Here is a 23,472-nt window from a genome sequence, read left to right as displayed (position 1 = left end):
GGCCACCCGCAGCGCCGCACCGCACCGCACCCGCCGCACCGCACCGCACGCCAGGAACCCGCGGCACACGCAGGCCACGAACCACGGCCCGCGCCCGCGGGTCAGGGTGGGTCTATGTCCGTGACCACGGCCAGGAGTTGGAACGGGAGCTCCTTGTCCCACTGGGAGACCCCGAGCGCGACCCAGCGGCCGTGCCGGTCCTCCTTCCAGAGGTGCAGGTCCGGCACGTGCGCACTCAGCGTGCCCCAGGGCTCCGGTATCTCCTCCCCGTCGGCCGACCGCTCCAGGACGCTCGCCAGTGAGAAGCGCTGCGGGCTCCCCCACCGGCCGGTGAGCCGCTCGGTGAGTCCGTCCCGGTCGGCCTCGTACTGCTCCTCCGTCTCCTCGCGGCCCGTGCCGTCGTCCTCCCAGAAGTCGCCGCTCGTGGCCAGCTCGGCCAGGTGGTAGCCCGGTCCCCCGGTGCCGACGTCGGACCGGCCGTGCTCCGCGGGGAAGGCCTCGGAGCACAGCCGGTCGATCGTGGCGAGTTGCCGCGCGATGGTCATGCCGTCCAGTAAACCGGCCGCCACTGACAATTGGCGGCCCGTCAGCCGGTGCACGCGGGCCCCCGACGGGAGCGGCCTCGCGAGGTCAGGCGTCACGGCGTCGTACGCTCCACGCTCCCGCGCACAGGGCGGCGGCCGCCCAGGCGGCGGTGACGGCGAGCCCGGTCCACGGTCCGAGGGCACCGTCCCAGGTCTCGTGCAGCACCACCTGGCCCGCCCTGTCCGGCAGATAGTCCGCGGCACCGCCCGACATGCCGCCGATCACGAAGGAGACGATCAGCAGGAACGGGACGAGGATGCTCAGCGTCGCCACCCCGCTGCGCAGCACGGCGGTCAGTCCGGCCGCCAACAGGGCCATGAGAGCCAGGTAGATGCCGCATCCGACGACGCCGCGCAGCCCCTCGCCCCAGCTCACGCCGCTCCACCGGCTCCCGAGGACGGCCCTGCCCACGGCCAGGCCTGCACCTCCCGCGGCCAGGCCGGCGGCCAGCGCCGGTACGGCGACCGCCAGCGCCTTGGCCGCGAACCACCGCAACCGGTCCGGCACCGCGGTGAGCGAGACCCGCAGCGCACCGCCGCGGAACTCGGCCGAGACGGCCTGGGCGCCGAAGGCGATCGCCGCGATCTGCCCGAAGCTGATGCCGAACAGCGCCGAGAACAGGGGGTCCGACGCGGTGTCCGAGTCGTCCAGACCGGCGAGCGCGGAGAAGGCGGCCGTGACGAGGACGACGGCGAGCAGCACGCCGAGGAGCGAGCGCAGTGTACGGATCTTGATCCACTCCGCGCGGAGTACGGGGGTGAACGGCATGGTCACTTCTCCAGGGTCCGGCGCGTCGGGGACGGGGTGGCGGTGAACTCGGTCGCCGAGGCGGTGAGATCGAGATAGGCCTGTTCCAAGGTGGCCTCCTCCGAAGCCAGTTCGAGGATCGGCACTCCGGCACCCGACGTGAGGTGCCCGATGTCCTCCACGCGCGCGTGAAGCACGGTCCAGCGTCCGTCCCCGCCCTCGACGGCCTCGTAGCCGTGCCGTGCGAGCAGGCCGCTCAGCGCCGGGCCGTCCGTGGTGCGCACCCGGACGCGGGGCTGCACGCGTGCGTGGGCGAACTCCCGCAGGGGGGTGTCGGCGAGCAGGCGCCCACGGCCGAGGACCACCAGGTGGTCGGCGAAGGACGCCGTCTCGTTCATCAGGTGGCTGGAGACCAGGACGGTGCGGCCCTCGCGGGCGAGCCGGCGCAGCAACTCGCGTATCCAGACGATGCCTTCGGGGTCGAGCCCGTTGGACGGCTCGTCGAGCAGCAGCACGGGCGGGTCCCCGAGGAGCGCGGCGGCGATACCCAGCCGCTGGCGCATGCCCAGGGAGTACGTGCGCACCCGGCTCCGTGCGACCGAGGAGAGTCCCGTCTCCTCCAGTACGTCGTCCACGCGTCGCCCGGGGATCCGGTTGCTCGCGGCGAGCACCCGCAGATGGTCGCGCGCGGTGCGTGATCCGTGCGGGGCCCGCGCGTCGAGCAGGGCGCCGACGTGCCGCAGGGGCTGGTGCAGCGAGGCGTAGGCGCGTCCCGCGATCGTGGCGGTGCCGGACGTCGGCCGGTCCAGGCCGAGCACGAGCCGCATGGTGGTGGATTTCCCGGCGCCGTTGGGCCCGAGGAAGCCGGTGACCCGGCCGGGGAGCACCCGGAAGGTGAGGTGGTCCACGGCGCGCCCGGTGCCGTACTCCTTGGTGAGGTCCTGCACGTCGATGCTGGTCATGGCCCCAGCGTGGCCTTCTCGGCCCGCTCGGTCCTCCCCCGCCGGTGGGGATTGTCTCCCTCGCCCGGGGGAGGTCCGCCGCCGGTGCCGCCTGGCACGATGACGCCATGGCCCGCTTTCTGCGCCCGCTGACCCGCGGGACGACGTACACGCGTCTGCTGCACCTGTGGGTGCCGATGCTGTTCGTCAGCGTGTGGCTGTTCATCGACATGTCCAAGCCGTGGGTGCCGGCCCTGCTGCTGATCCCGCTGGGGCTGATCCCGGCCGCGCGCACGGGAGAGGGCGTGCAGGCACGATTGCTGCTGTCGCCGGGCGGGGAGGCCGGCCGGGACGCGGCGGTCTCCGTCACCCGGTCGCTCACGTGGCGGGACCGGCTGCGGACCGTGCTGTGGCTGGAGGTGCGGATGGGCCTCGGCGCCGTGACGACGACGGTCACCGTGTGGCTGCCGGTGCTCGTCGTCGACCTGCTCCGGGCCGCGTTCGGCCACGCGCCTGTCCACGATCCCCTCATGACGGTGTCGCAGCCGCACTGGGCCTACGTGCTGCTCGTCCCGCTGCCGCTGCTCGCCCTGTACGGGGCGGTGGTCGGCCTCGGGGAGCTGATCACGTTCCTCGCGCGCCGGTTCCTCGGCCCCTCTCCCGCCGAGCGGCTCGCCGCCCTGGAGGAGCGCACCGAGCAGCTCCTGGAACGCACCCGCATCGCCCGTGAGCTGCACGACTCCATCGGGCACGCTCTGACGGTGGCCGTCGTGCAGGCGGGGGCGGCGCGGGCGGCCGGCGACCCGGAGTTCACCGACCGGGCTCTGGCCGCGATCGAGGACACCGGACGGGCCGCGCTGGAAGACCTCGAACGGGTTCTGGGCGTACTGCGCGAGGCGGAGCGCCCCGCGGGCGGCCGTCCCACGCTGGCCGATGCGGACCGGCTGCTGGAGTCAGCCCGCACGTCCGGCGCAAAGGTCGACGCCGAGGTGACGGGCCCGGTGGAGAGCGTGCCGGGACCGGTCTCCCGCGAGGGGTACCGCATCCTGCAGGAGTCCCTCACGAACGTGCTCCGGCACGCGGGCGGTGTGCCGGTGCGGGTCCGGGTCGCGGTCGCGGACGGCACCCTCGGTCTTGAGGTGCGCAATCCGCTGACGGCCGCCGTCCCGGGGCCGGGGCGGGGCAGCGGGCTGCGCGGGATACGGGAGCGCGCGGCGCTGCTCGGCGGCCGCGCGCGGACGGGTCCGGACGAGGGCGAGTGGCAGGTGCGCGTGGAGCTTCCGCTGCGCTGATCTACGCTGGCCGGATGCCGGTGTCCGTACTGCTCGTCGACGACGAACCCCTCGTCCGCGCGGGTCTGCGCGCCGTCCTCCAGGCGCAGCCCGACATCGAGGTCGTCGGGGAGGCGGCCGACGGCGCGGCGGTGATCCCGCTGGTGCGGCGGCTGCGGCCCGACGTCGTCGCCATGGACGTGCGGATGCCGCTCCTGGACGGCATCGAGGCCACCCGGGCGGTGCTGCGGACCGTCGCCGACCCGCCGAAGATCCTGGTCATCACCACGTTCGAGAACGACGAGTACGTCTACGAGGCGCTGCGCGCCGGTGCCGACGGGTTCCTGCTGAAGCGGGCCCGGCCGGCCGAGATCGTGCACGCGGTGCGGCTCGTCGCCGAGGGCGAGTCGCTGCTCTTCCCCGCTTCGGTGCGGCAGTTGGCCGCCGAGTACGGCGACGGGGGCGGGAACCCCGCGGCGCGGGCGCTGCTGGACCGGGCCGCCCTGACCGGGCGGGAGGCGGAGGTGCTGCGCCTGATGACCCGGGGCCTGTCGAACGCGGAGATCGCGGGGCGGCTGACCGTCGGGGCGGAGACGGTCAAGTCCCACGTCAGCGCCGTACTGGCCAAACTGGGCGCCAGGGACCGCACGCAGGCGGTCATCACGGCGTACGAGTCGGGGTTCGTGTCACCCGGCTGAGAGGGACCCGCCTGTCGGCGGGGCGGGTCCCGGCACTCGCCGGGACCCGCCCCGCCGAGTACGATCCGGCCAACACGCGCACGAGCTGGGAGGAAAGACGTTGGGGCAGTTGACCGGCGGGGACCCCTCTCTGCTGCGAAGGATCAATTCCGCGGTCGTGCTGCACGCGCTGCGTGCCACGGACTGCGCGACGCTCACCGAGATCACCCGGGTGACCGGACTGTCCCGACCCACGGTCGAGGGCGTCGTCGAGGGGCTGATCGAGGGCGGGCTGGTCGTCGAGAAGGCGGCCGACGACAGTGCCGCGCGGCGCCAGGGGCGGCCGGCGAGGCGGTTCAGGTTCCGGGCCGAGGCCGGGCACCTGCTGGGCCTGGAGATCGGCCCGCACCGGGTCGCCGCGCTCCTCGCCGACCTGGACGGCCGGGTACTGGGCGCCATCTCCAAGGACGTCGAGGAGACCGCCCCCGCGGACGAGCGGCTGGAGCGGCTGCGCGGCGCGGTGGCCGAACTGCTGCGCCGGGCGGGCGTCGCGCGCAGCTCCCTGCGGGCGGTGGGGGTGGGCAGCCCCGGAATCGTCGAGGCGGACGGCACCGTACGTCTCGGCACGGCGCTGCCGGAGTGGACGGGTCTACGTCTCGGTGAGCGGCTGAGCCGGTCCTTCAAGTGCCCGGTGCTGGTCGAGAACGACGCGAACGCGGCGGCGGTCGCCGAGCACTGGAAGGGCTCGGCGACGGAGTCCGACGACATCGTCTTCGTGCTGGCCGGCCTGAGCCCGGGCGCCGGGTCGCTGATCGGCGGGCGGCTGCACCGGGGCTACGGCGGCGCCGCAGGGGAGATCGGGGCGCTGCATCTGCTGGGCCGCGGGGCGACGCCGGAGACGCTGCTGTCGACGACGGACGAGCCGCTGCACCCCCTCGACGAGCAGGCCGTCGCCGATGTCTTCGCCCTCGCGCGCGAGGGCGATACGCGGGCCCGTGCCGCCGTGGACCGCTACATCCAGCGGCTGGTCCACGACGTGGCCGCGCTCGTGCTGGCGCTCGACCCCGAGCTGGTCGTGATCGGCGGCTGGGCGGCCGGTCTGGACGGCGTACTGGAGCCGTTGCGACGGGAGTTGGCCCGCTACTGTCTGCGTCCGCCGAAGGTGGCCCTGTCCCTGCTGGGCGAGGCGGCGGTCGCGACGGGGGCGCTGCGGCTGGCCCTCGACCATGTGGAGGAGCAGTTGTTCGCGGTGGAGGGGACGGTCACCGCACGTCGCTGACGCCCCGCGGTGGACGAGAAACGTCACGCCCCGCAGTCCGGGGCGTGACGTGTGCGGCTCGTGCGGCGGAGCCGTGTACGGGCGCCGGGTGCCGGTGGTTCAGGAGGCGCGGCGCTCCGGGTCGTGGTGGATCTCCACGCCGCCGGAGTCCCCGAAGGTCAGCCGGCAGGTGTCGGCGCGGTAGGTGGCCAGCGAGACGGCCGCGGTGCGGCCTTCGGCGAAGAACCGGGTCGTGACGACGAGGACGGGTGCTCCGGGGAGGCGGTCGAGTTCCTTGGCGTCGTCCGCGCGGGCGGAGCCCAGCTCCACCGCGCGGTCCTGGCTCTCCAGCCCGAGGCGCTGGAGCTCGCGCAGCACGGCGCGCGCGCGTGCCGGACCCGAGGGCGCGTCGATGGAGGTGAGGTCCGGCACCGAGGAGGCCGGCACGTAGAGCAGCTCGGCTGCGACCGGCTGCCCGTGCGTCACGCGCGACCGCCGTACCGTGTGCACGGCCTCGTCGCGGTCCGTCTCCAGCATGGCGGCCACCGGCGCGGGCGGCACGGCCAGCGTGCAGTCCGCGGGCTGCCAGGCGTCGCCGGCGCCGCCCGGCCAGGTGTGCTGCTCGGACCCGACGGCGACGCCCACGCGCGGCGGCGCGACGGTGGTGCCCACCCCGCGCCGGCGCTGGAGCCGGCCTTCCAGCTCGAGCTGTTCGAGGGCCTGGCGCAGCGTGGCGCGCGCGACGCCGAAGCGGGCCGCGAGGTCACGCTCGTTGGGCAGGATCTCGCCCACCGAGAACTCGGAGTCGAGTGCCTCGCTGAGCACCGTCTTGAGATGCCAGTACTTAGGCTCCGGCACCGTTTCCAGCTGCGTGGTCCCCACCCTGTCCTCCGCAATCGCCGTGGCCCGGCGGCGTTTTAGCGCCCTTGTTTATTAAAGGTTCCTGCACTATCCCTGCGACCATAGGACGGGCCCCACCCTTGGTCAAGACCAATCCTCGATCCCTTACGGATTGCACAGGTGTCGTGCCGCGAAGCGTTCATGAGGCGTTCGCGCCGGGTGACGCGGGTGACACACAGATGAGGGCCGGGCTTCCGGCCCCCCACGGACGAACCGGCGCACGACTGCGGAGCCCCCGTCGGCACGACGAGGGCTCCACGGGGGCTACCCGTCAGTAGCAGTTGCTGACAAGCTGTCTACGAAAGCGTCCGTCAGCGTCTCCCAGGCGAGGAGCAGCAACCATGTCCGCCACGGTCTCCTTCAACGTCCCCTCCGCGCACGGCCCTCGGTCCGTGAGCCTGTCCTACGCGCGCGTGGGCACCGGCGAACCGCTGCTCCTGCTGCACGGCATAGGCCACCACCGGCAGGCGTGGGACCCGGTCGTCCACATCCTGGCGGCGGAGCGTGACGTGATAGCCGTGGACCTCCCCGGGTTCGGCGAGTCCCCGGTGCTGCCCGACGGGCTCCCGCACGACCTCGCGACGATGAACTCCGCGCTGAGCGCGCTGTGCGCGGCCCTGGAGCTCGGCCGCCCGCACGTGGCCGGCAACTCCCTGGGCGGGCTGCTGGCCCTCGGGCTGGGCCGCGACAAGGCCGTGCGGTCCGTCACGGCGCTGTCGCCCGCCGGGTTCTGGACCCGGGCCGAACGGCGGTACGCCTTCGGTGTGCTGACGGCGATGCGGCAGGCCGCCCGACGCCTGCCGCTCCCCCTGGTGGAACGCCTCTCCCGCACCGCTGCCGGACGCACGGTGCTGACGAGCAGCATCTACGCGCGCCCCGGCCGCCGTTCACCGGAGGCCGTCGTCGCCGAGACGCTCGCGCTGGCCCGCGCCGAGGGCTTCGCCGAGACTCTCAGGGCCGGCAGCACCGTCCAGTTCACGGACGACGTCCCGGACGTGCCCGTCACCGTCGCGTGGGGCACCCGGGACCGGCTGCTGGTCCGGCGCCAGGGCGTCCGCGCCAAGCAGATCATCCCGCGCGCCCGCCTGGTCCGCCTGCCCGGCTGCGGCCACGTCCCCATGAACGACGATCCCGCCCTGGTGGCGCGCGTCATCCTGGACGGCAGCCGCTGAGCGACGCCTCCCCGCGGTCAACGCCCCGGACCCCAGGGCGACTCCGGCACCCACGAGGGCACTGCCGACGCCCTGGGCGGCACCGTAGGAGCCCGTGCCCACGAGCGGCGCGGTGCAGGCGGCGGCGACGGGGATGAGGCCGGAGAAGAGCGTGGCGCGCTCCGCGCCGATGCGCTGCATGCCCGTGTACCAGCAGACGAACCCGACGACCGTGACGACGACCGCCTGCCACAGCAGCGCGGCCGCCTCGGTGGGGTCCGGCACGCGCAGCCACCCGCCGCCGTCCGCCAGCACCCCGGCCGCCGCCGACTCGGCAGCGGCGATCCCGCAGACCGTCGCCGACAGCAGCCGGGGGCCGAGGGGCCGCAGCACCGGCACGGCGAGGACCGCGAAGCCGACCTCGCCGGCGAGCGCGCACCCGGAGAACGCGATGCCCACGCCGTCGGTACGGCCCCACCCCTGCACCGCGAAGGCGCCGACCGCGACCAGCAACGCCCCGTACAGGACCAGGCGTTGGGGCCGGCGCCCCTCCAGGAGGGGGACGACGACGGCGACGACCACCGGGGCGCAGCCGACGACGACCCCGGGGACCGCCGGTTCCGCGGTGCGTTCGGCGGCGATCACGGCGAGGTTGAAGCCGACCATGCCGACCGCCGCGAGCAGGGCGAGCCGCGTCCACTGACGCGGCCGGAGCAGGCGCAGCGGGGCCGCGCCGCCCCGGCCGACGAGGGGCAGGAGCAGCAGGCAGGCGAGGGCGTAGCGCAGGAACTGGCCGCCCGCGTAAGGGTAGTGGCCCAGCACGCTGTTCGCGGTGAAGGAGCCTCCGACGAGGACGCAGGCGAGGGCGGCGAGGAGGGCCCCGCGGGTGGTGGTGACGTTCATGTGGTGACGCTATGAGCGGCGGCGGCCCGGTTTAAGGTCCACTCCCATGACGTCATCGGGGACCAATCGTGAAGCGGGGACGGGCGCGGCACCGGGTGCGGAGTCGCCGTGGGCCGCCGCCTGGGAGCTGCTGATGCCGGCCGCTTCGGCGCCCGCACGCGCGCGTGGCCGCACGCTCCAGGCGGCACTGCGGGAAGCGGTCCGCTCGGGACGGCTCACGCCGGGCACCCGGCTGCCGTCGAGCCGGGAACTCGCGGCCGACCTCGGTGTGTCGCGCGGGCTGGTCACCGAGGCGTACGAGCAGCTGACCGCCGAGGGCTACCTGCGCAGCGGCCGGGGTGCCGGGACCTGGGTCGGCGGCGCCGTGCGGGCGGCCCGCCCGCGCGCGCGTGATCTCGCCCCGCGCTCCCCCGGCGCCCGAGCCGACTTCCTGCCCGGCACGCCGGACCTGTCGCTGTTCCCGCGGGCCGCGTGGGGGGCCGCGCAGCGCGGGGTGCTCGCCGACCTGCCCCACCACGCGCTCGGCTACCCCGACCCGCGGGGGCTCCCCCAGCTGCGGACCGCTCTCGCCGAACTGCTCACCCGGCGCCGGGGCGTGGTCGCCGATCCGGAGCGGGTCGTCGTGGTCTCGGGGGTGGCGCAGGCGACGACACTCCTCGGGTTCGTGCTTCACGCGCGCGGCTTGCGCACGGTGGGCGTGGAGGATCCCGGGAGCCCCGAGCACGGCACCCTGTACGTCTCGGCCGGGCTCCGCGCCGTCCCGCTCCCGCTGGACGGCGAGGGGCTGGCGACCGGTCCCCTGTACGAGTCGGGCGTGCGCGCGGTCGTCACGACGCCGGCCCACCAGTTCCCCACGGGCATCGCCTACTCCGCGCGGCGCCGTGCCGAGCTGCTCGACTGGGCCCGCGCGGTGGACGGCCTCGTGGTCGAGGACGACTACGACGGGGACTTCCGCTACGACCGTGCCCCGGTGGGCGGGCTCCAGGGACTGGACCCCGAGCGCGTCGCCTACACCGGGTCCGTCAGCAAGTCCCTGGCGCCCGGCCTGCGGCTCGGCTGGCTCCTCGTCCCCGCGTCCCTGGCCGAGGAGGTCGTCGAGCGCAAGCGGACCATGGATCTCGGCCACCCGGCGATCGACCAGGCACTGCTGGCACGGTTCCTGGAGAGCGGCGACTACGACCGGCAGCTGCGGCGCTGTCAGCGCGCGTACCGGGAGCGGCGCGACACGCTCGTGTCCGCCCTGGACGAGCACTTCCCCGGCACGAAGGTGTCCGGCATCGCCGCCGGTCTGCACGCCATCGCCGAACTCCCCGACCGGTACGGGCCCCCGGCCCCCTTCCTGCGCGAGGTGGCCGCCGCCGGGGTCAAGGTCCGCACCGTGGCGGACTACGGAACGGCGGCGGACGACCGCGTACGGCTGGTGCTGGGGTACGCGCATCTGGCGCCGGCACGGATCCGCGAGGGGGTGCGGGTGATGGCGGAGGCGGTGGGGTCGCGGTGACGGACGAACAGGGGGGTGCGGGTGACGGACACGCACGAATGCGGGTGACGGACACGCGCAGGGGTGCGGGTGGCGAACGCGCGCACGGGTGCGGGTGGCAAACGCGCGCACGGGTGCGGTCGTAGGCGCGCGCAGAGGATGCGGTCGTGGGCGCACACCGGTTCCCCCACCGGTGCGGTCAGTTGTTCACTTGGGGTTTGCGTGTGCGCTGCGGCGCACCAGTAGTTGTGGCACTGCACACTGGCCGGAACCCGTCCCTGGAGGCGCATCCATGTCACACCCTCTGCTCCCCGGCCGTCGCGGAGTCCTGCGCGGCTCCCTCGCCGCCTCGGCGGCACTGGCCCTGCCCGCCGCCGCCGGCGCCGCACCGGCGTTCGCCCTGTCCGGGCGGCCGAAGGCGGGCTGGGGCGTCCAGGCCGGCGACGTGAGCGCCGACTCCGGTCTGGTGTGGGTGCGTTCCGACCGACCGGCCCGCATGATCGTCGAGACGTCGGCCACCGAGTCCTTCCGCAACCCCCGGAGATGGCACGGCCCGCTGCTCGGCGCCGACACCGACTTCACCGGTACGACACGGCTGCGCGGACTGCCCCCGGGCGAGCAGATCCACTACCGCGTGCTGCTCGCCGACCCCGACGACCCGCGCCGCACCGGTGAGCCCGTACCCGGCACCTTCCGCACCGCCCCGGCCGGACGGCGCCACGGGGTGCGGTTCCTGTGGTCGGGCGACCTGGCCGGGCAGGGCTGGGGCATCAATCCGGACCGCGGGGGCTACCGGATCTATGACGCGATGGCCGCGCTGGACCCGGACTTCTTCTTGTGCAGCGGCGACAACATCTACGCCGACGGGCCGATCTCCGCGACCGCGGCCCTGCCCGACGGGAGTGTCTGGCGCAACGTCACCACCGAGGAGAAGTCCAAGGTCGCCGAGACGCTGGCGGAGTTCCGCGGCAACTTCCGCTACAACCTCCTGGACGAGAACCTGAGGCGCTTCAACGCCCAGGTGCCGTCGGTCGTCCAGTGGGACGACCACGAGGTGCGCAACAACTGGTACCCGGGTGAGGTGATCGCCGCGTCGGACACGCGGTACACCGAGAAGAGCGTCGACGTGCTGGCCGCCCGCGCGGGCCGCGCGTTCAGCGAGTACTTCCCGGTCTCCACCCTGCGGCCGGGCGCCCGTGAGGGCCGGGTGCACCGGGTGGTGCACCACGGTCCGCTGCTCGACGTCTTCGTGCTGGACATGCGGACGTACCGCAACCCCAACTCCCCCGGTACCCAGACCACCGACCCGCAGGGCATCCTCGGCGCGGAGCAGCTCCAGTGGCTCAAGCGGGAGCTGGCGCGGTCCCGCGCCGTGTGGAAGGTGATCGCCTCCGACATGCCGCTCGGTCTGGTCGTCCCGGACACCACCGAGGGCAGCAAGAACATCGAGGCGGTGGCCCAGGGCGACCCCGGGGCTCCCCTCGGACGCGAGCTGCAGATCGCGGAGCTGCTGCGCCACATCAAGCACCACCGGATCACGGGCACGGTGTGGCTGACGGCCGACGTCCACCACACCTCGGCCCAGCACTACCGGCCGGAGCGGGCCGCCTTCACCGACTTCGAGCCGTTCTGGGAGTTCGTGTCCGGCCCCCTCAACGCCGGAGCGTTCCCGGCGAGCGCCCTCGACGGCACCTTCGGGCCGGACCGGGTGTTCGTGAAGGCCCCCACCGCCTCGAACGTCTCGCCCGCCGGGGGCTACCAGTTCTTCGGCGAGGTCGACATCGACGGCGGCAGCGGCGAACTCACCGTACGGCTGCGCGAGCAGGACGGCACCGTGCTGTTCACGAAGGTCCTGCAGCCGGGCCGGGTCGGGCAGTGAGGCGTCACTGATCCCGGCCGGTCCCGTACCCTCGGAGCGATGGGCAGCGCACCGGAGTCATCCCCCGGTGCGCCGCTCCGTTCGCCGCGCGTCATCGGCGTGCCGTTCACAACCACCGTCGGCACGGGGGTCATTGTCGGTGGTCGCCTCTACGGTTCTTCCATGACGCGATCTCCGCACGTCCCCGTCTCCGCCCGCGCGCCGACGCCGGCCACGCGAAGAGCGGGGGCCGGGAGACCGAGGATCGACGGGGGCGTGCGATGAGTTTATTGATGGAGGCCGTACGGGCCGGGCGGACGGCTGAGGTCGTCAGCCTGCTCGACGGGATGACCGACGCCGAACGCAGGGCGTGTCTCCCGGGGCTGAGACAGCTCCGCAAGGATCTGGGAGCGGCGCCCTGGAACGCGGAGTCCCGCCGCGCCCAGCCCGCGCTGCACGCGGCCGGAGCGGCCTGCCAGACCGGGGCCGCCGCGGCGGCCGGCTGGCTCGTGGGAGCCGATCCGCGCTGGTCACAGGCGTCACCCGGCCTCCTTCTCGACGTGCTCGGGGACCGGGACCCCGCCTGGCTCGCCGATGTGACGCACCGGCTCGCCCAGCGCCCACCGGCCTCCGGTGTGCCGTACGCGCTGATGGCCGGGCTCGTGCGGCTCTCCGGGTGTGCCGCGCCGACGACCGACGCCTATGTCCAGGGCTGGATGGAACACCTCGGACACGTCTGGCAGCGCGGGGACACCGTCCTCGACCGGCTGCGGAGGGATCCTCATCTGACGGAGCTGGCGGCCGCCCTCTTCACCACCGACGACATCGGCTCCCGGGTGGAGTGGCAGTACGGGGAGGGGCCCGACAGCTGGACGGTGGCGCTGGCCCGGCTCGGTGAGGAGGGTGTCCTGGACCGCCGGACCATGGTCGCCGCGTGTGTCACCCGGCTGCTGCGCGGCGCCTCGTCCGCCGACCACCGGGTGTTCCTGCGGCTGTTGATCTCGCTGGACCTCACGCCGGACGAGCGGCGGGAGCGCACCGCCGACTGGATCGCCCTGGTCCGTGACGCACCGTCCGCGGTGGCCTCGTACGCCCAGACGATGCTCGGGGCGCTCGCGCTCGACGGCGAGCTGACCGCCCGCCGGCTCTCGGAGATGTCGGCCGGGGTGCTGCCGCGCGGCGAGAAGAAGCTGGTGCGCACCCAGCTCATTTTGCTGCACAAGGTCCTCAGACGCGATCCGTCCACGGTGCCCGAGCTGCTGCCCGCGGTGGCTCCGGCGTTCGCGCACCACGACTCGGCGGTGCAGGAGCGGGCGCTCAAGCTCGTGGAGCGTCACTTCGACCGGCTGGAGGACTCCGCCGCACGGTCCGAACTGGTGAGGGCGGCGGACCGGTTGACGCCCGGGCTGCGTGCGCGTGCGGCACGGCTTCTGGGGACGGACCCCAGGGGCGAAAGGGAGTCCCATGTACTCCTCGCGTCCGGCTGACGGCCGTTTGGGGCGTCACCCGGCCGGAGTCCGGAAGCGCTGCAATCGTAGAAACTGGAACAAAAGGAACAGAAGACACTTTACCGATCGGTCACAATGCGTTCGCGATCACGCAACACCATTCCTTCACAGTGGCTGCATGACTCCAGACCTGTCTGACGTGACGCGTGCGAAGCACGGTCGTCCTGTGCACCACTGGCGGCGGGACCTCGTCGAACTCGCCGCCCTGTTCACCGCCGTGGCGGTCGCGGACGCCGTGGCCAACCTGATCGGGCACGGCCCCGGCGGCCCCGCCCTGCTGGCGATCTCGGCCGTCGTCCTGGTCGCCACGGCCGGATTCCACATCTGGTGGGCACGACGCCACGGTCATGCGCCGCCGACGGGCGATACCGGCGCCCGGCCGGCCGCCGCGGGGTGGCAGGCCGGGCGGGACGGGCGGACGGTTCCGTCCTCGTCGGCACCCGGGGGCGCCGCGGGGGCCACCGTCCTGTGGCGGATGCGGACCACGGTGCAGGACGCGCCCGGCTCGCTGGCCGCGCTGTGCACCGCCCTGGCGGCACACGAGGTCGACATCCTGAGCCTGCAGACCCATCCGCTGGCCGAGGGCACCGTGGACGAGTTCCTGCTGCGGGCCCCCGCCGGGCTGGCCGCCGCCGAACTCACCCGGGCCGTCGCGCGGGCGGGCGGCACCGGCACCTGGATCGAGCGGGCCGACGCCCACGATCTGGTGGACGCTCCGACCCGGGTCCTGGGGCTGGCCACCCGGACCGCCCTGGACGCCGCCGAACTACCGCTTGCGCTGCGGCAGTTGCTCGGCTGCTGCACCATCCGCTCACTGCCCGCCAAGTCCCCCGGCTCCGGCCGTGCGGTCGAGGCCGCCGCACCCGTCGAGGGCGCGCTGGAGGACACGGTGATGCGCCTGCGCGCACCGGAGGGCGGGGTGATCACGGTGGAGCGGCCGTATCTGCCGTTCACGCCGACCGAGTTCGCGCGGGCGCGGGCCCTGGTGGAGCTGGACGCCCGGCTCGGACCGCGGATCCCGCGCGCTCTGGACGTCCTGACCCTGCCCGAGGGCAACGCCATCACCGTGCGGCGGGCGGATGCCGCGGACCACGACGCCGCGAAGGCCATGCACGAGCGGTGCTCGCCGCGCACGCTGAGCATGCGCTACCACGGTCCCGTGAGCGACGCGGACCGCTACCTGAACCACCTGCTCAGCCCCCGTTTCGGGCGCACGCTGGCCGTGCAGACCGCGTCGGGGCGCATCGTCGGCCTCGGGCATCTCCTGTGGGACGGCGACGAGACGGAGGTCGCCCTGCTCGTCGAGGACGAGTGGCAGCGGCGGGGTATCGGTGGTGAACTCCTCGGCCGTCTGGTGGCGATGGCGGTCGAGGCGGGCTGCGCGAGCGTGTACGCCGTGACGCAGGCCTCCAACACGGGCATGGTCGCCGCGATGCGGGCCCTGGACCTCCCCCTCGACTACCAGATCGAGGAGGGCACCCTCGTCATCACCGCCCGTCTCGAAGCGGCCTCGGCCGCCGCGCCGCCGCCCCACGGGCAGCCGCGGGGCCGGGCCGGCGAGCCTGCCGCGCGGGACTGACGGTGAGGCAGGCAGCCCGCCGCCCCTGACGCAGGCGTACGCACCGGCCCGGCGCATCCCGCCGGGCCGGTCCCCGCCCGGCCGGGCCGCTCGTACCCCGTGCCGCCGGCGTCACCGCCTCGCGCCCCGGCGTCACGCCCCCCGCGTCGCCGCCTCGCGCCCCGGCGCCGGGGCCCGCAGGACCGTCCGCGCTCCCAGGGCCCCGTCCAGGTCGGCCCACAGGTCCTCCACGTCCTCCAGCCCCACCGAGAGGCGCAGCAACTGGTCGCTGACGCCCGCTCCGCGGCGGTCGGCCGGGGCGACGATGCGGTGGCTGATGGACGCGGGGTGCTGGATCAGGGTGTCCACGCTGCCGAGGCTGACGGCGGGGGTGACGAGCCGGACGGCCGCGATGACCTCGTGCGGGTCGCCGAGGACCTCGAAGGCGACCATGGCACCGCCGATGCGCGGGTAGTGCACGCGGGCGACCCGCGGATCGGCGGCGAGACGGCGGGCGAGTTCCGCGGCGTTGGCGGAGGCCGCCGCGACCCGTACCGGGAGGGTGGACAGGCCCCGCAGCAGCAGATAGCCGGCGAGCGGGTGGAGGACCCCGCCCGTCGCGAACCGCACCTGTCGCAGCTGTCGCGCGAACTCCTCGTCGCAGGCCACCACGCCGGCCATGACGTCGCCGTGACCGCCGAGGTACTTGGTCGCGCTGTGCAGGACGAGACGGGCGCCCTGTTCCGCCGGCCGTTGCAGCACCGGCGTGGCGAAGGTGTTGTCCGCGAGCAGCGGCACCGAGCCGCAGGAGTGGGCGACGGCTCTCAGGTCGATCTCGGCGAGCGTCGGGTTGGCCGGGGACTCGACCATGACCAGTCCCGTGTCCGGGCGCAGCGCGTCCGCGATGCCCGCCGGATCGACCCAGGTCACCTCGGAACCCAGCAGCCCGGCGGTCAGCAGGTGGTCGCTGCAGCCGTACAGCGGGCGGACGGCCACCACGTGGCGCAGGCCCATGGCGTTGCGCACGAGCAGGACCGCGGTCAGTGCCGCCATGCCGCTGGCGAAGGCGACCGCGCTCTCGGTGCCTTCGAGGCGGGCGAGCGCGGTCTCGAAGCGGGCGACCGTCGGATTGCCGAGCCGCCCGTAGACCGGCGGCCCCTCCGGCTCGGAGCCGTCCGCGGCGAACGCGTCGATGCGGGCGGCCTCGCCGCGGCTGTCGTACGAGGGGTACGTGGTGGACAGGTCGATCGGCGGGGCGTGGAGTCCCTGCCGTGCGAGGTCGTCGCGCCCGGCGTGCACGGCCTCGGTGGCCAGCTTGCGGGGCGCGGGGCGGGAAGCGGGGACGCGATACGCGTTCGGGGTGCCGGAGTCCATGTCCGCAGCCTGAACACCGAGCGGGTCCCGGGCGGCAAACCCCGTGCTACGTTCGGGCCATGACCGAAACCGTCGTACTGGATCCGGTGGATCTTCATCTGCTGCGACTGTTGCAGAACGACGCACGGACCACGTACCGCGATCTCGCGGCACAGGTCGGTGTCGCCGCGTCGACCTGCCTGGACCGGGTGACCCGGCTGCGCCGCGCCGGCGTCATCCTCGGCCACCAGCTGCGGCTGGACCCGGCGAAGCTGGGACGCGGCCTGGAAGCGCTGCTGTCTGTGCAGGTCAGGCCGCACCGGAGGGAGCTGGTCGGCCCGTTCGTGGACCGGATCCGTGCGCTGCAGGAGTCCCGGACGGTCTTCCATCTCACCGGTCCCGACGACTACCTGGTGCATGTGGCGGTCTCGGACATGACGGATCTGCAGCGCCTGGTCATCGACGAGTTCACGTCGCGCCGCGAAGTGGCTCGCGTCGAGACCCGGTTGATCTTCCAGCAGTGGGACTGCGGCCCGCTGCTGCCGCCGCAGCGCGACGCGCCCGCGACCACATCGGCGCATGCGGCACAAGGGGCCACGCCCTCAGCGGAATCGGGCTGACGCGGACGGTGTCCTCGTACGAGGATTGTCCGCATGTCAGACACCAAGAGCCCGCTGCCCCGCGAACTCGCCGACGCCTATGTCGACGAGCTCATCGCCCTCGACCCGGTCACCGGCACCTACCTCGGCGACAAGGCAAGTTCGACCCGGCTGCCGGACTCCTCGCCCGCCGGTCAGGAGGCCGTGGCGGAGCTGGCCCGCAGAACGCTGGCGCGGCTGGAGGAGGCCGAACGGCAGCCGGGCGCGGACCGTGGCATCGAGCGCCGCTGCGCCCGTCTGCTGCGTGAGCGTCTGACCGCGGAACTCGCCGTGCACGACGCCGACGAGGGCCTGCGGCTGGTGAGCAACCTGCACTCCCCCGCGCACTCGGTGCGGGACGTCTTCTCCCTCATGCCCACGGAGACGGACGAGGACTGGGCCGCCGTCGCCGAGCGGCTGCGCGCGGTGCCCGCAGCGCTGGAGGGCTACCGCGAGTCCCTCGCCCTCGGCCTGGAGCGCAAGCTTTACGGGGGTCCGCGCCCGACCGCCACCTTCATCACGCAGCTCACCGAGTGGTCCGACCCGGGCGGGCAGGGCCGCGGGTGGTTCGAGGACTTCGTGGCGGCCGGTCCCGACGCCCTGCGCGCGGACCTCGACACGGCCGCCCGCACCGCGACGGCGGCGCTGGTGTCCCTGCGGGACTGGATGCGCGACGTGTACGCGCCCACGATCGAGGGCGCGCCGAACACGGTGGGCCGCGAGCGGTACGCCCGCTGGTCGCGGTACTACAACGGCACGGACCTCGACCTCGACGAGGCGTACGCGTACGGCTGGTCCGAGTACCACCGGCTGCGCGGCGAGATGGAGCGGGAGGCCGAGAAGATCCTGCCGGGCGCGGCGACCCCGTGGGTGGCGCTCGCGCACCTCGACGAGCACGGCACGCACATCGAGGGTGTGGACGAGGTCCGCGACTGGCTGCAGGGCCTGATGGACGAGGCGATCGACGCCCTCGACGGCACCCACTTCGAACTCGCCGAGCGGGTGCGCAGGGTGGAGTCCCGCATCGCACCGCCGGGTGGCGCGGCGGCCCCGTACTACACGGCGCCGTCCGAGGACTTCTCGCGCCCCGGACGTACGTGGCTGCCCACCATGGGCCAGACCCGCTTCCCCGTGTACGACCTGGTCTCCACCTGGTACCACGAGGGGGTCCCCGGCCATCATCTGCAGCTCGCCCAGTGGGCGCACGTCGCCGAGGACCTCTCCCGCTACCAGGCCACCGTCGGCGGGGTGAGCGCCAACTGCGAGGGCTGGGCACTGTACGCGGAGCGGCTGATGGACGAGCTGGGCTTCCTCACGGACGCCGAGCGGCGGCTGGGTTACCTCGACGCGCAGATGATGCGCGCGGCCCGGGTCATCGTGGACATCGGCATGCACCTGGAGCTGGAGATCCCGGCCGACTCGCCCTTCCACCCGGGTGAGCGCTGGACTCCCGTGCTGGCCGAGGAGTTCTTCGGCGCCCACAGCAGCCGCCCGGCGGACTTCGTGGAGAGCGAGCTCACCCGCTACCTGTCCGTCCCCGGTCAGGCCATCGGCTACAAGCTGGGCGAGCGGGCCTGGCTGCTGGGCCGGGAGAACGCGAGGAAGCGGCACGGCGCCGCTTTCGACGCCAAGGCCTGGCACATGGCCGCGCTCTCCCAGGGATCCCTGGGGCTGGACGACCTGGTGGACGAACTGTCCCGGCTGTAACCGGCCCTCGCCCGCGGTGGTCCGGCCCGCGCCACGGCGCGGGCCGGACCTCCCGGCCCGCCCGCTCCGGTCAGGTCAGTTCGCCAGCCGGCGCAGCTGGACGAGTCCGAGCCACGTCTCGGGCCCCGGTTCCACGTAGGCCGCGCGTACCCCGTACCGCCCGGGATCCAGGTCGACCCGCAGGTGGTCCGTCTGCTCCGAGACCCGCCCCGGCCATGCGGCGTCGAACAGCAGCACGGGCCCGGGGACGTCCCAGTGCACCTCCGGCTTCCAAGCCGCCGCCGCGAGTGCGGCCGGGACACCCGCGAGCAGGTCCGCCTCACAGTCCGCGGCGCACCACCGTACGAAGGTGCCGTGCCGGGGCAGGAACGTGGTCGAGGCGGGTTCGTCCCCGAGGACCAGGGCCCGGGTGTCGCCCACCGGCACCAGGCCGATGAACCCCTCGACATCGCACGCCCGGTCGTAGTCGGACGACATGTCGTCGCCGTCGGCCCCCGACCAGAACGGCAGCACCACCTCGGGAATCGCTATGAGCGGCCCGCCGCCCGACTCGACCCACTCCACCGCACCCGGTTCCGCGTAACGCGCCATGGGCAGAAAGTACAGGCCGGGTTCCGGGCGGGTTTTCCCGCTCCCCCGCTCCGTCCGAAATCCGCTGTTCCGCCCGGGGGCGGCGGACTCAGCAGCCGCAGTCCTCGGAGTCCACCGGCGCGGTCAGCGCGTCGGTGGCGCGCCGCCGGTGCCCCTCCCAGGTCTCGTACGCGAAGCCCTCGCGCACCCAGTACTCGAACCCGCCGAGCATCTCCTTGACCTGGAAGCCGAGTTCGGCGAGCGCCAGGGCCGCACGGGTCGCACCGTTGCAGCCGGGGCCCCAGCAGTACGTGACGACCGGCACCGACCTGTCGAGGAGTCGTCCGGCCTGCTCGGGGATGAGCGCGGTGGGCAGATGCACCGCGCCGGGCACGTGTCCCTGGTCCCAGGACGCGGTGGACCGCGAGTCGAGCACGACGAAACCGGGGTCGCCGCCGGCCGCGAGGGCGGAGGCGACGTCGGACACGTCGGCGTGGAAGGCGAGGCTCGCGGCGAAGTGGGCGGCGGCCGCGGCCGGGGTCGCGGGGGCGACCCGCAGGACGGGGTTCGCGGTGCCGGTATGGGCGGTCGCGTTCATGGTGAGGCCTTCCTCCCGGTCCCGCCGCACCGGCGCTCTCTCCGCGCCGGCCGTACGGGACGTCATGTCCGGAAACCTACGGTTCGTGACGCGTTCGCTGAAGTGGCGATCCACGGCATGCCCCTTGATCGACCGGGGATTTCCCTGTTGTCTCTCGGACATGACCGCGTATTCCCCGGACGCCACCGACTGGCGCATCCTCGACGTCCTGCAGCGTGAGGGGCGGGCCAGTTTCGCCGAACTGGCCCGTGCCGTCTCCATGTCCGCGAGCGCGGTCACCGAACGGGTGCGCCGGCTGGAGGAGGCGGGCGTCATCCAGGGGTACGCGGCCGTCGTCGATCCGGAGCGTCTCGGCCTGTCGATCCTCGCGTTCGTCCGGCTCCGCTATCCGAACGGCAACTACAAGCCCTTCCACGACCTTGTCTCGGTGACACCCGAGATCCTGGAGGCGCACCACGTCACGGGCGACGACTGCTTCGTCATCAAGGTCGCGGCACGCTCGATGAGCCACCTGGAGGAGGTGTCGGGCAGGATCGGCGCCCTGGGCTCGGTGACGACCAGCGTCGTCTACTCCTCGCCGCTGCCCCGGCGCCCGCTGGGCCGCTGAGCGCGGCGGGCGCGGGCGGGTCCCGCGACGGGAGCCGTCAGCCCGCGCCGCGCTGCCGGACGACCGATCCCGTCCGCCCCTTCACGATCTCCAACTGGGCGTGGATCCGCCGCCGCAGGTCGGCGACATGGCTGACGATGCCGACGCTGCGGTCGCGTTCCCGCAGTGAGTCCAGCACGTCGAGCACCTCGTCGAGGGTCTGGTCGTCCAGGCTGCCGAAGCCCTCGTCGATGAAGAGGGTGTCGAGCCGCACGCCGCCCGCCTCGTCCGTCACGACGTCCGCGAGGCCGAGCGCCAGCGCGAGCGAGGCGAAGAAGGTCTCACCTCCGGAGAGCGTGGCCGTGTCCCGCTCACGGCCGGTCCAGGCGTCGACGACATGCAGACCGAGCCCGCTGCGGCCCCGGCCGGAGCGGTCGTCGGAGTGGACCAGGGTGTAGCGCCCGGAGGACATCCGCTGGAGCCGCGCCGTCGCCGCGGCGGCGACCTGTTCCAGGCGGGCGGCGAGCACGTAGGACTCCAGGCGCATCTTGCGCTCGTTGTCGGCGGAGGTGCCCGCGGCGAGCCCGGCCAGCCGGGCCACCCGGTCGTACTCCGCACGCAGGGGACCGAGGCGGCGTACGCCCGCGGCCGCGCGCGCGGACAGCCGGTCGAGTTCGGCGCAGCGCCGTGCCGCCGCGTCCTGCGCCGAGACGGCGTCCTGGAGCCGGCGGGCCGCGGTCTCGGCGGCCCGTTCGGCGGCATGCAGGTCGACGGGCGGCTGCTGGGCGGCGGCCGAGGTGTCCGCCTCGGCGAGCACCGCGCGCACCGCTGTCTCGTCGGTCTGCCAGGCGTCCAGGCGCCGTTGCAGCTCGCGGTGGGCCGCGTCGTCCAGGAGTGCGGCGGCCGCGGCCTGCGGGGTGTCGAATCCGGCGCGGAAGGCCGCGTCGGCGAGCCGGGCGTCCGCTGCCTTGAGCCGCTGGGCGGCCTCTTCGGCGCCGCGCGCCGCGTCCGCCGCGTCACTGAGCCGCGCGGCCTGCCGCTCCAACTGCGCCGACCGCGCGGCGACGCTGTCGGCGTCACCTCTGACGTGCGCCAACTCCTCTTCCAAGGCGGACCTTTCGCGGTCCAGCGCGTCCCGGCGAGCTGCCCGGGACGCGGCCCGCACCTCGGCCTCCCGCTGGGCCGCGACCCTGCGCTCGTGCTCCCGCTCGGCCTGGGCGAGCGCTTCACGCGAGGCGTGCAGGCCGGACGCGGCAGCGCGCGCCTCGGTGTGCAGCAGCTCCAGCTCGTCGACCTCGTCGGCGAGTTGTCCGGTGGGCGTGTCGCCCGCCTCGGCGGTGGCGCCGGCCAGCGCCTCGCGTACGAGGCCGAGCCGCCGCTCGTCGTCGGCGCGCTGCCCGTCGGCGTGCTGGTAGGCGGCCAGCGCCCGCTCCTCGGCCGCCCGGTCCACGTGCCCGTCGGTCTTTTGTGCGGGCGCGGGGTGTTCGGTGGCTCCGCAGACGGCGCAGGGGGCGCCGTCCGTCAGGTGCGCGGCCAGCTCGGCGGCGATGCCGTTCAGTCGCTGCTCCTTGAGGTCCAGCCAGTGGGCGCGGGCCTCCGTGGCCCGCTCGCGGGAGGCGAGCGCCTGTTCCTGGGCGTCGTCCGTGTCGCGGGCGAACCGGTCGCGCCGGCGGGCCGCGTCGAGCCGCCTGCGGGCCGGTTCGCGCTGGACGGCCAGCTGCTCGGCACGGGTGGCGGCGTCCTGGGCGTGCTCGATGTCCGCCTGGCGGGCGGCCCGGGTGGCGTCCCAGCCGGCCAGCCAGCTCGCGGCGTCCTGGAGGACGTCCTCGTCGGCGCGCTCCTGCCGGTCCAGGCCGTCGCGCTCCGCGACGAGTCCGGCCAGCCGCTGCTCGGCGCGGCGCGCCGACTCCAGACCACCGAGCTCCTCGGCCGCCCTGCGCGCGGCGACGGCGAGCCCGGCGGCGCCGGCCCCGGCGAACGTCTCGGGGAGCAGCTCACGCGCGCGTGCCTCCTGCGCGGCGGCGCGCCGGTGCTCGGCGTCGGTGCTCTCGCGCAGGTCGAGCGCGGGCGCCACCGCCTCCGCCTTGCGGCCCCGCTCCATGCGCGCCCGCGCCTGGCGGTACGCCTCGGCGTGCTCCTCCAGGCGCGCGGCCCGCTCGCGGGCGTCGGCGAACCGGCGCTGGAGCCGGGCGACTTCGCGTACGTCGTCCAGCTCCCGCTCGGCCGAGTCGTGCGCGGCCGCCGCGGCCGTCCGGGCCGAGTGGGCGATGGTGAGCCGCTCACGGGCCGTGCTGCGGGCGACGGCGGCCCACGTCAGGACGGCCTCGGCGAGTCCGGGGTCCCCCGGCGCGAGGTCGGGCAGTGCCTGCGCGTCACCCGCCGCCTGGTGCATGCGGTGCGCGTCGGCGAGCAACTCGGTGTCCGCGGCGCGCACCTGCGCCTCGGCGGCCCGGCGCCGCTCGGCGAGGCGCTTCTCCACCTCGGCGAAGCGCTGGGTGTCGAAGAGGCGGCCGAGGAGCTTCCCGCGGGCTTCGGCGTCGGCCCGCAGGAAGCGCGCGAAGTCGCCCTGGGGCAGCAGGACGACCTGGCAGAACTGCTCGCGGCTCATGCCGAGCAGCTGGGTGATCTCCTCACCGATCTCCTGGTGCGAGCGGCTGAGGTCCTTCCAGGCGGCCGCCGCGGCGTCGTACTCGCGCAGCCAGCTCTGGGCCTTGTCGGTGGTCGTGCCCGAGCCGCGCTTCTTCGGGCGTGCCCAGGGCGGCTGCCGGGTGATCTCCAGCCGGCGTCCGGCGACGGTGAGTTCGAGGCGGATCGCGGTGCGGGTGCCGGGGGCCGCGTGGTCGCTGCGCAGGGTCAGACCCTGGCCGCTCTGGCGGGCGCCCGGCACGGCGCCGTAGAGCGCGTAGCACACGGCGTCGAGGACGGACGTCTTGCCGGCGCCGGTCGGCCCGTGCAGCAGGAAGAGTCCCGCCGCCGACAGCTCGTCGAAGTCGACGTGCTGTTCGCCGCCGAAGGGGCCGAAGGCGGTGATGTCGAGCCGGTGCAGTCTCATCCGGTGGTCCCCTCCACGTGCGCCCGGGCAGGCACGGGCGGGCTTTCGCCGCCGTTCTGTTCGCCCGGCGTCGCCCGCCTCGCCCTGCCGTCCGTCCGGTCCTGTGCCACCGGGGACCCTTGCCTCGTCGG

At 74.3% G+C, this 23,472-nt stretch carries 19 protein-coding genes and 1 pseudogene; 11 read left to right on the top strand and 9 right to left on the bottom strand.

What is annotated here, in order from left to right:
• Positions 1-101: 101 nt before the first annotated feature.
• The 3 genes from AC0ZLC_RS05770 to AC0ZLC_RS05760 form a co-directional block, all read right to left on the bottom strand.
• Positions 102-545, bottom strand: coding sequence for a hypothetical protein (locus AC0ZLC_RS05770; RefSeq protein WP_476750791.1), 444 nt, complete (start codon positions 543-545; stop codon positions 102-104).
• Between the two features lie 85 nt (positions 546-630).
• Complete coding sequence (locus AC0ZLC_RS05765; protein ID WP_476751185.1) at positions 631-1,353, bottom strand: ABC transporter permease; 723 nt, start codon at positions 1,351-1,353, stop codon at positions 631-633.
• A gap of 2 nt (positions 1,354-1,355) precedes the next feature.
• Entirely contained in the window at positions 1,356-2,294 is a 939-nt protein-coding gene (locus AC0ZLC_RS05760; RefSeq protein ID WP_476750790.1) for an ATP-binding cassette domain-containing protein, read from the bottom strand.
• Between the two features lie 107 nt (positions 2,295-2,401).
• Between AC0ZLC_RS05760 and AC0ZLC_RS05755 the strand changes: the two genes are divergently transcribed.
• The 3 genes from AC0ZLC_RS05755 (at position 2,402) to AC0ZLC_RS05745 (ending at position 5,500) form a co-directional block, all read left to right on the top strand.
• Positions 2,402-3,565 carry a sensor histidine kinase gene (locus AC0ZLC_RS05755; protein ID WP_476750789.1) on the top strand — a complete coding sequence of 388 codons (1,164 nt, stop codon included), beginning with the start codon at positions 2,402-2,404 and terminating at the stop codon, positions 3,563-3,565.
• 14 nt (positions 3,566-3,579) lie between these two features.
• Positions 3,580-4,242 (top strand): response regulator transcription factor, encoded by a 663-nt coding sequence (locus AC0ZLC_RS05750; protein ID WP_476750788.1) that lies wholly within the window; start codon positions 3,580-3,582, stop codon positions 4,240-4,242.
• A 100-nt stretch (positions 4,243-4,342) separates the two neighbouring features.
• Entirely contained in the window at positions 4,343-5,500 is a 1,158-nt protein-coding gene (locus tag AC0ZLC_RS05745) for an ROK family transcriptional regulator (RefSeq protein ID WP_476750787.1), read from the top strand.
• 99 nt (positions 5,501-5,599) lie between these two features.
• On the opposite strand, the gene AC0ZLC_RS05740 is transcribed toward AC0ZLC_RS05745, so the two are convergent.
• Entirely contained in the window at positions 5,600-6,361 is a 762-nt protein-coding gene (locus tag AC0ZLC_RS05740) for a GntR family transcriptional regulator (RefSeq protein ID WP_476750786.1), read from the bottom strand.
• 359 nt (positions 6,362-6,720) lie between these two features.
• Here AC0ZLC_RS05740 and AC0ZLC_RS05735 point away from each other — a divergent pair, with 359 nt between their 5' ends.
• Positions 6,721-7,551 (top strand): alpha/beta fold hydrolase, encoded by an 831-nt coding sequence (locus AC0ZLC_RS05735; RefSeq protein ID WP_476750785.1) that lies wholly within the window; start codon positions 6,721-6,723, stop codon positions 7,549-7,551.
• Positions 7,552-7,644: 93 nt separating this feature from the next.
• Here the strand turns inward: AC0ZLC_RS05735 and AC0ZLC_RS05730 are convergent.
• Positions 7,645-8,433 (bottom strand): annotated as a pseudogene (locus AC0ZLC_RS05730) (EamA family transporter); the annotation flags it as partial.
• 46 nt (positions 8,434-8,479) lie between these two features.
• Here AC0ZLC_RS05730 and pdxR point away from each other — a divergent pair.
• The 4 genes from pdxR to AC0ZLC_RS05710 all read left to right on the top strand — a co-directional run bounded on the left by pdxR (position 8,480) and on the right by AC0ZLC_RS05710 (position 14,858).
• Positions 8,480-9,934, top strand: a complete 1,455-nt coding sequence (gene pdxR / locus AC0ZLC_RS05725) for a MocR-like pyridoxine biosynthesis transcription factor PdxR (protein WP_476750784.1) — start codon at positions 8,480-8,482, stop codon at positions 9,932-9,934.
• Between the two features lie 271 nt (positions 9,935-10,205).
• Positions 10,206-11,792 carry an alkaline phosphatase D family protein gene (locus AC0ZLC_RS05720; protein WP_476750783.1) on the top strand — a complete coding sequence of 529 codons (1,587 nt, stop codon included), beginning with the start codon at positions 10,206-10,208 and terminating at the stop codon, positions 11,790-11,792.
• 260 nt (positions 11,793-12,052) lie between these two features.
• Positions 12,053-13,258 (top strand): hypothetical protein, encoded by a 1,206-nt coding sequence (locus AC0ZLC_RS05715; RefSeq protein ID WP_476750782.1) that lies wholly within the window; start codon positions 12,053-12,055, stop codon positions 13,256-13,258.
• Between the two features lie 139 nt (positions 13,259-13,397).
• Positions 13,398-14,858, top strand: a complete 1,461-nt coding sequence (locus AC0ZLC_RS05710; RefSeq protein ID WP_476750781.1) for an N-acetyltransferase family protein — start codon at positions 13,398-13,400, stop codon at positions 14,856-14,858.
• 132 nt (positions 14,859-14,990) lie between these two features.
• Here AC0ZLC_RS05710 and AC0ZLC_RS05705 read toward each other — a convergent pair whose 3' ends face one another.
• The gene (locus AC0ZLC_RS05705; protein WP_476750780.1) at positions 14,991-16,211 is read right to left on the bottom strand and encodes a trans-sulfuration enzyme family protein; all 1,221 of its coding nucleotides are present in this window, start codon (positions 16,209-16,211) and stop codon (positions 14,991-14,993) included.
• A gap of 59 nt (positions 16,212-16,270) precedes the next feature.
• Here AC0ZLC_RS05705 and AC0ZLC_RS05700 point away from each other — a divergent pair, with 59 nt between their 5' ends.
• Positions 16,271-16,810 (top strand): Lrp/AsnC family transcriptional regulator, encoded by a 540-nt coding sequence (locus AC0ZLC_RS05700; RefSeq protein ID WP_476750779.1) that lies wholly within the window; start codon positions 16,271-16,273, stop codon positions 16,808-16,810.
• A gap of 33 nt (positions 16,811-16,843) precedes the next feature.
• Positions 16,844-18,535 carry a DUF885 domain-containing protein gene (locus tag AC0ZLC_RS05695; RefSeq protein WP_476750778.1) on the top strand — a complete coding sequence of 564 codons (1,692 nt, stop codon included), beginning with the start codon at positions 16,844-16,846 and terminating at the stop codon, positions 18,533-18,535.
• Between the two features lie 75 nt (positions 18,536-18,610).
• Here the strand turns inward: AC0ZLC_RS05695 and AC0ZLC_RS05690 are convergent, their stop codons facing one another.
• The gene (locus tag AC0ZLC_RS05690; protein ID WP_476750777.1) at positions 18,611-19,126 is read right to left on the bottom strand and encodes an immunity 21 family protein; all 516 of its coding nucleotides are present in this window, start codon (positions 19,124-19,126) and stop codon (positions 18,611-18,613) included.
• 88 nt (positions 19,127-19,214) lie between these two features.
• Complete coding sequence (locus AC0ZLC_RS05685; protein WP_476751184.1) at positions 19,215-19,703, bottom strand: rhodanese-like domain-containing protein; 489 nt, start codon at positions 19,701-19,703, stop codon at positions 19,215-19,217.
• A 160-nt stretch (positions 19,704-19,863) separates the two neighbouring features.
• Between AC0ZLC_RS05685 and AC0ZLC_RS05680 the strand changes: the two genes are divergently transcribed.
• Positions 19,864-20,310, top strand: coding sequence for an Lrp/AsnC family transcriptional regulator (locus AC0ZLC_RS05680; protein WP_358852831.1), 447 nt, complete (start codon positions 19,864-19,866; stop codon positions 20,308-20,310).
• Between the two features lie 37 nt (positions 20,311-20,347).
• Here the strand turns inward: AC0ZLC_RS05680 and AC0ZLC_RS05675 are convergent, their stop codons facing one another.
• Positions 20,348-23,341, bottom strand: coding sequence for an AAA family ATPase (locus AC0ZLC_RS05675; protein ID WP_476750776.1), 2,994 nt, complete (start codon positions 23,339-23,341; stop codon positions 20,348-20,350).
• Positions 23,342-23,472 lie beyond the last annotated feature (131 nt).

The organism is Streptomyces sp. GLSS-08 (assembly GCF_056387915.1).
The sequence above is the reverse complement of the archived record's forward strand: the minus strand, read 5'-3'. Positions and strand labels throughout refer to the sequence as shown.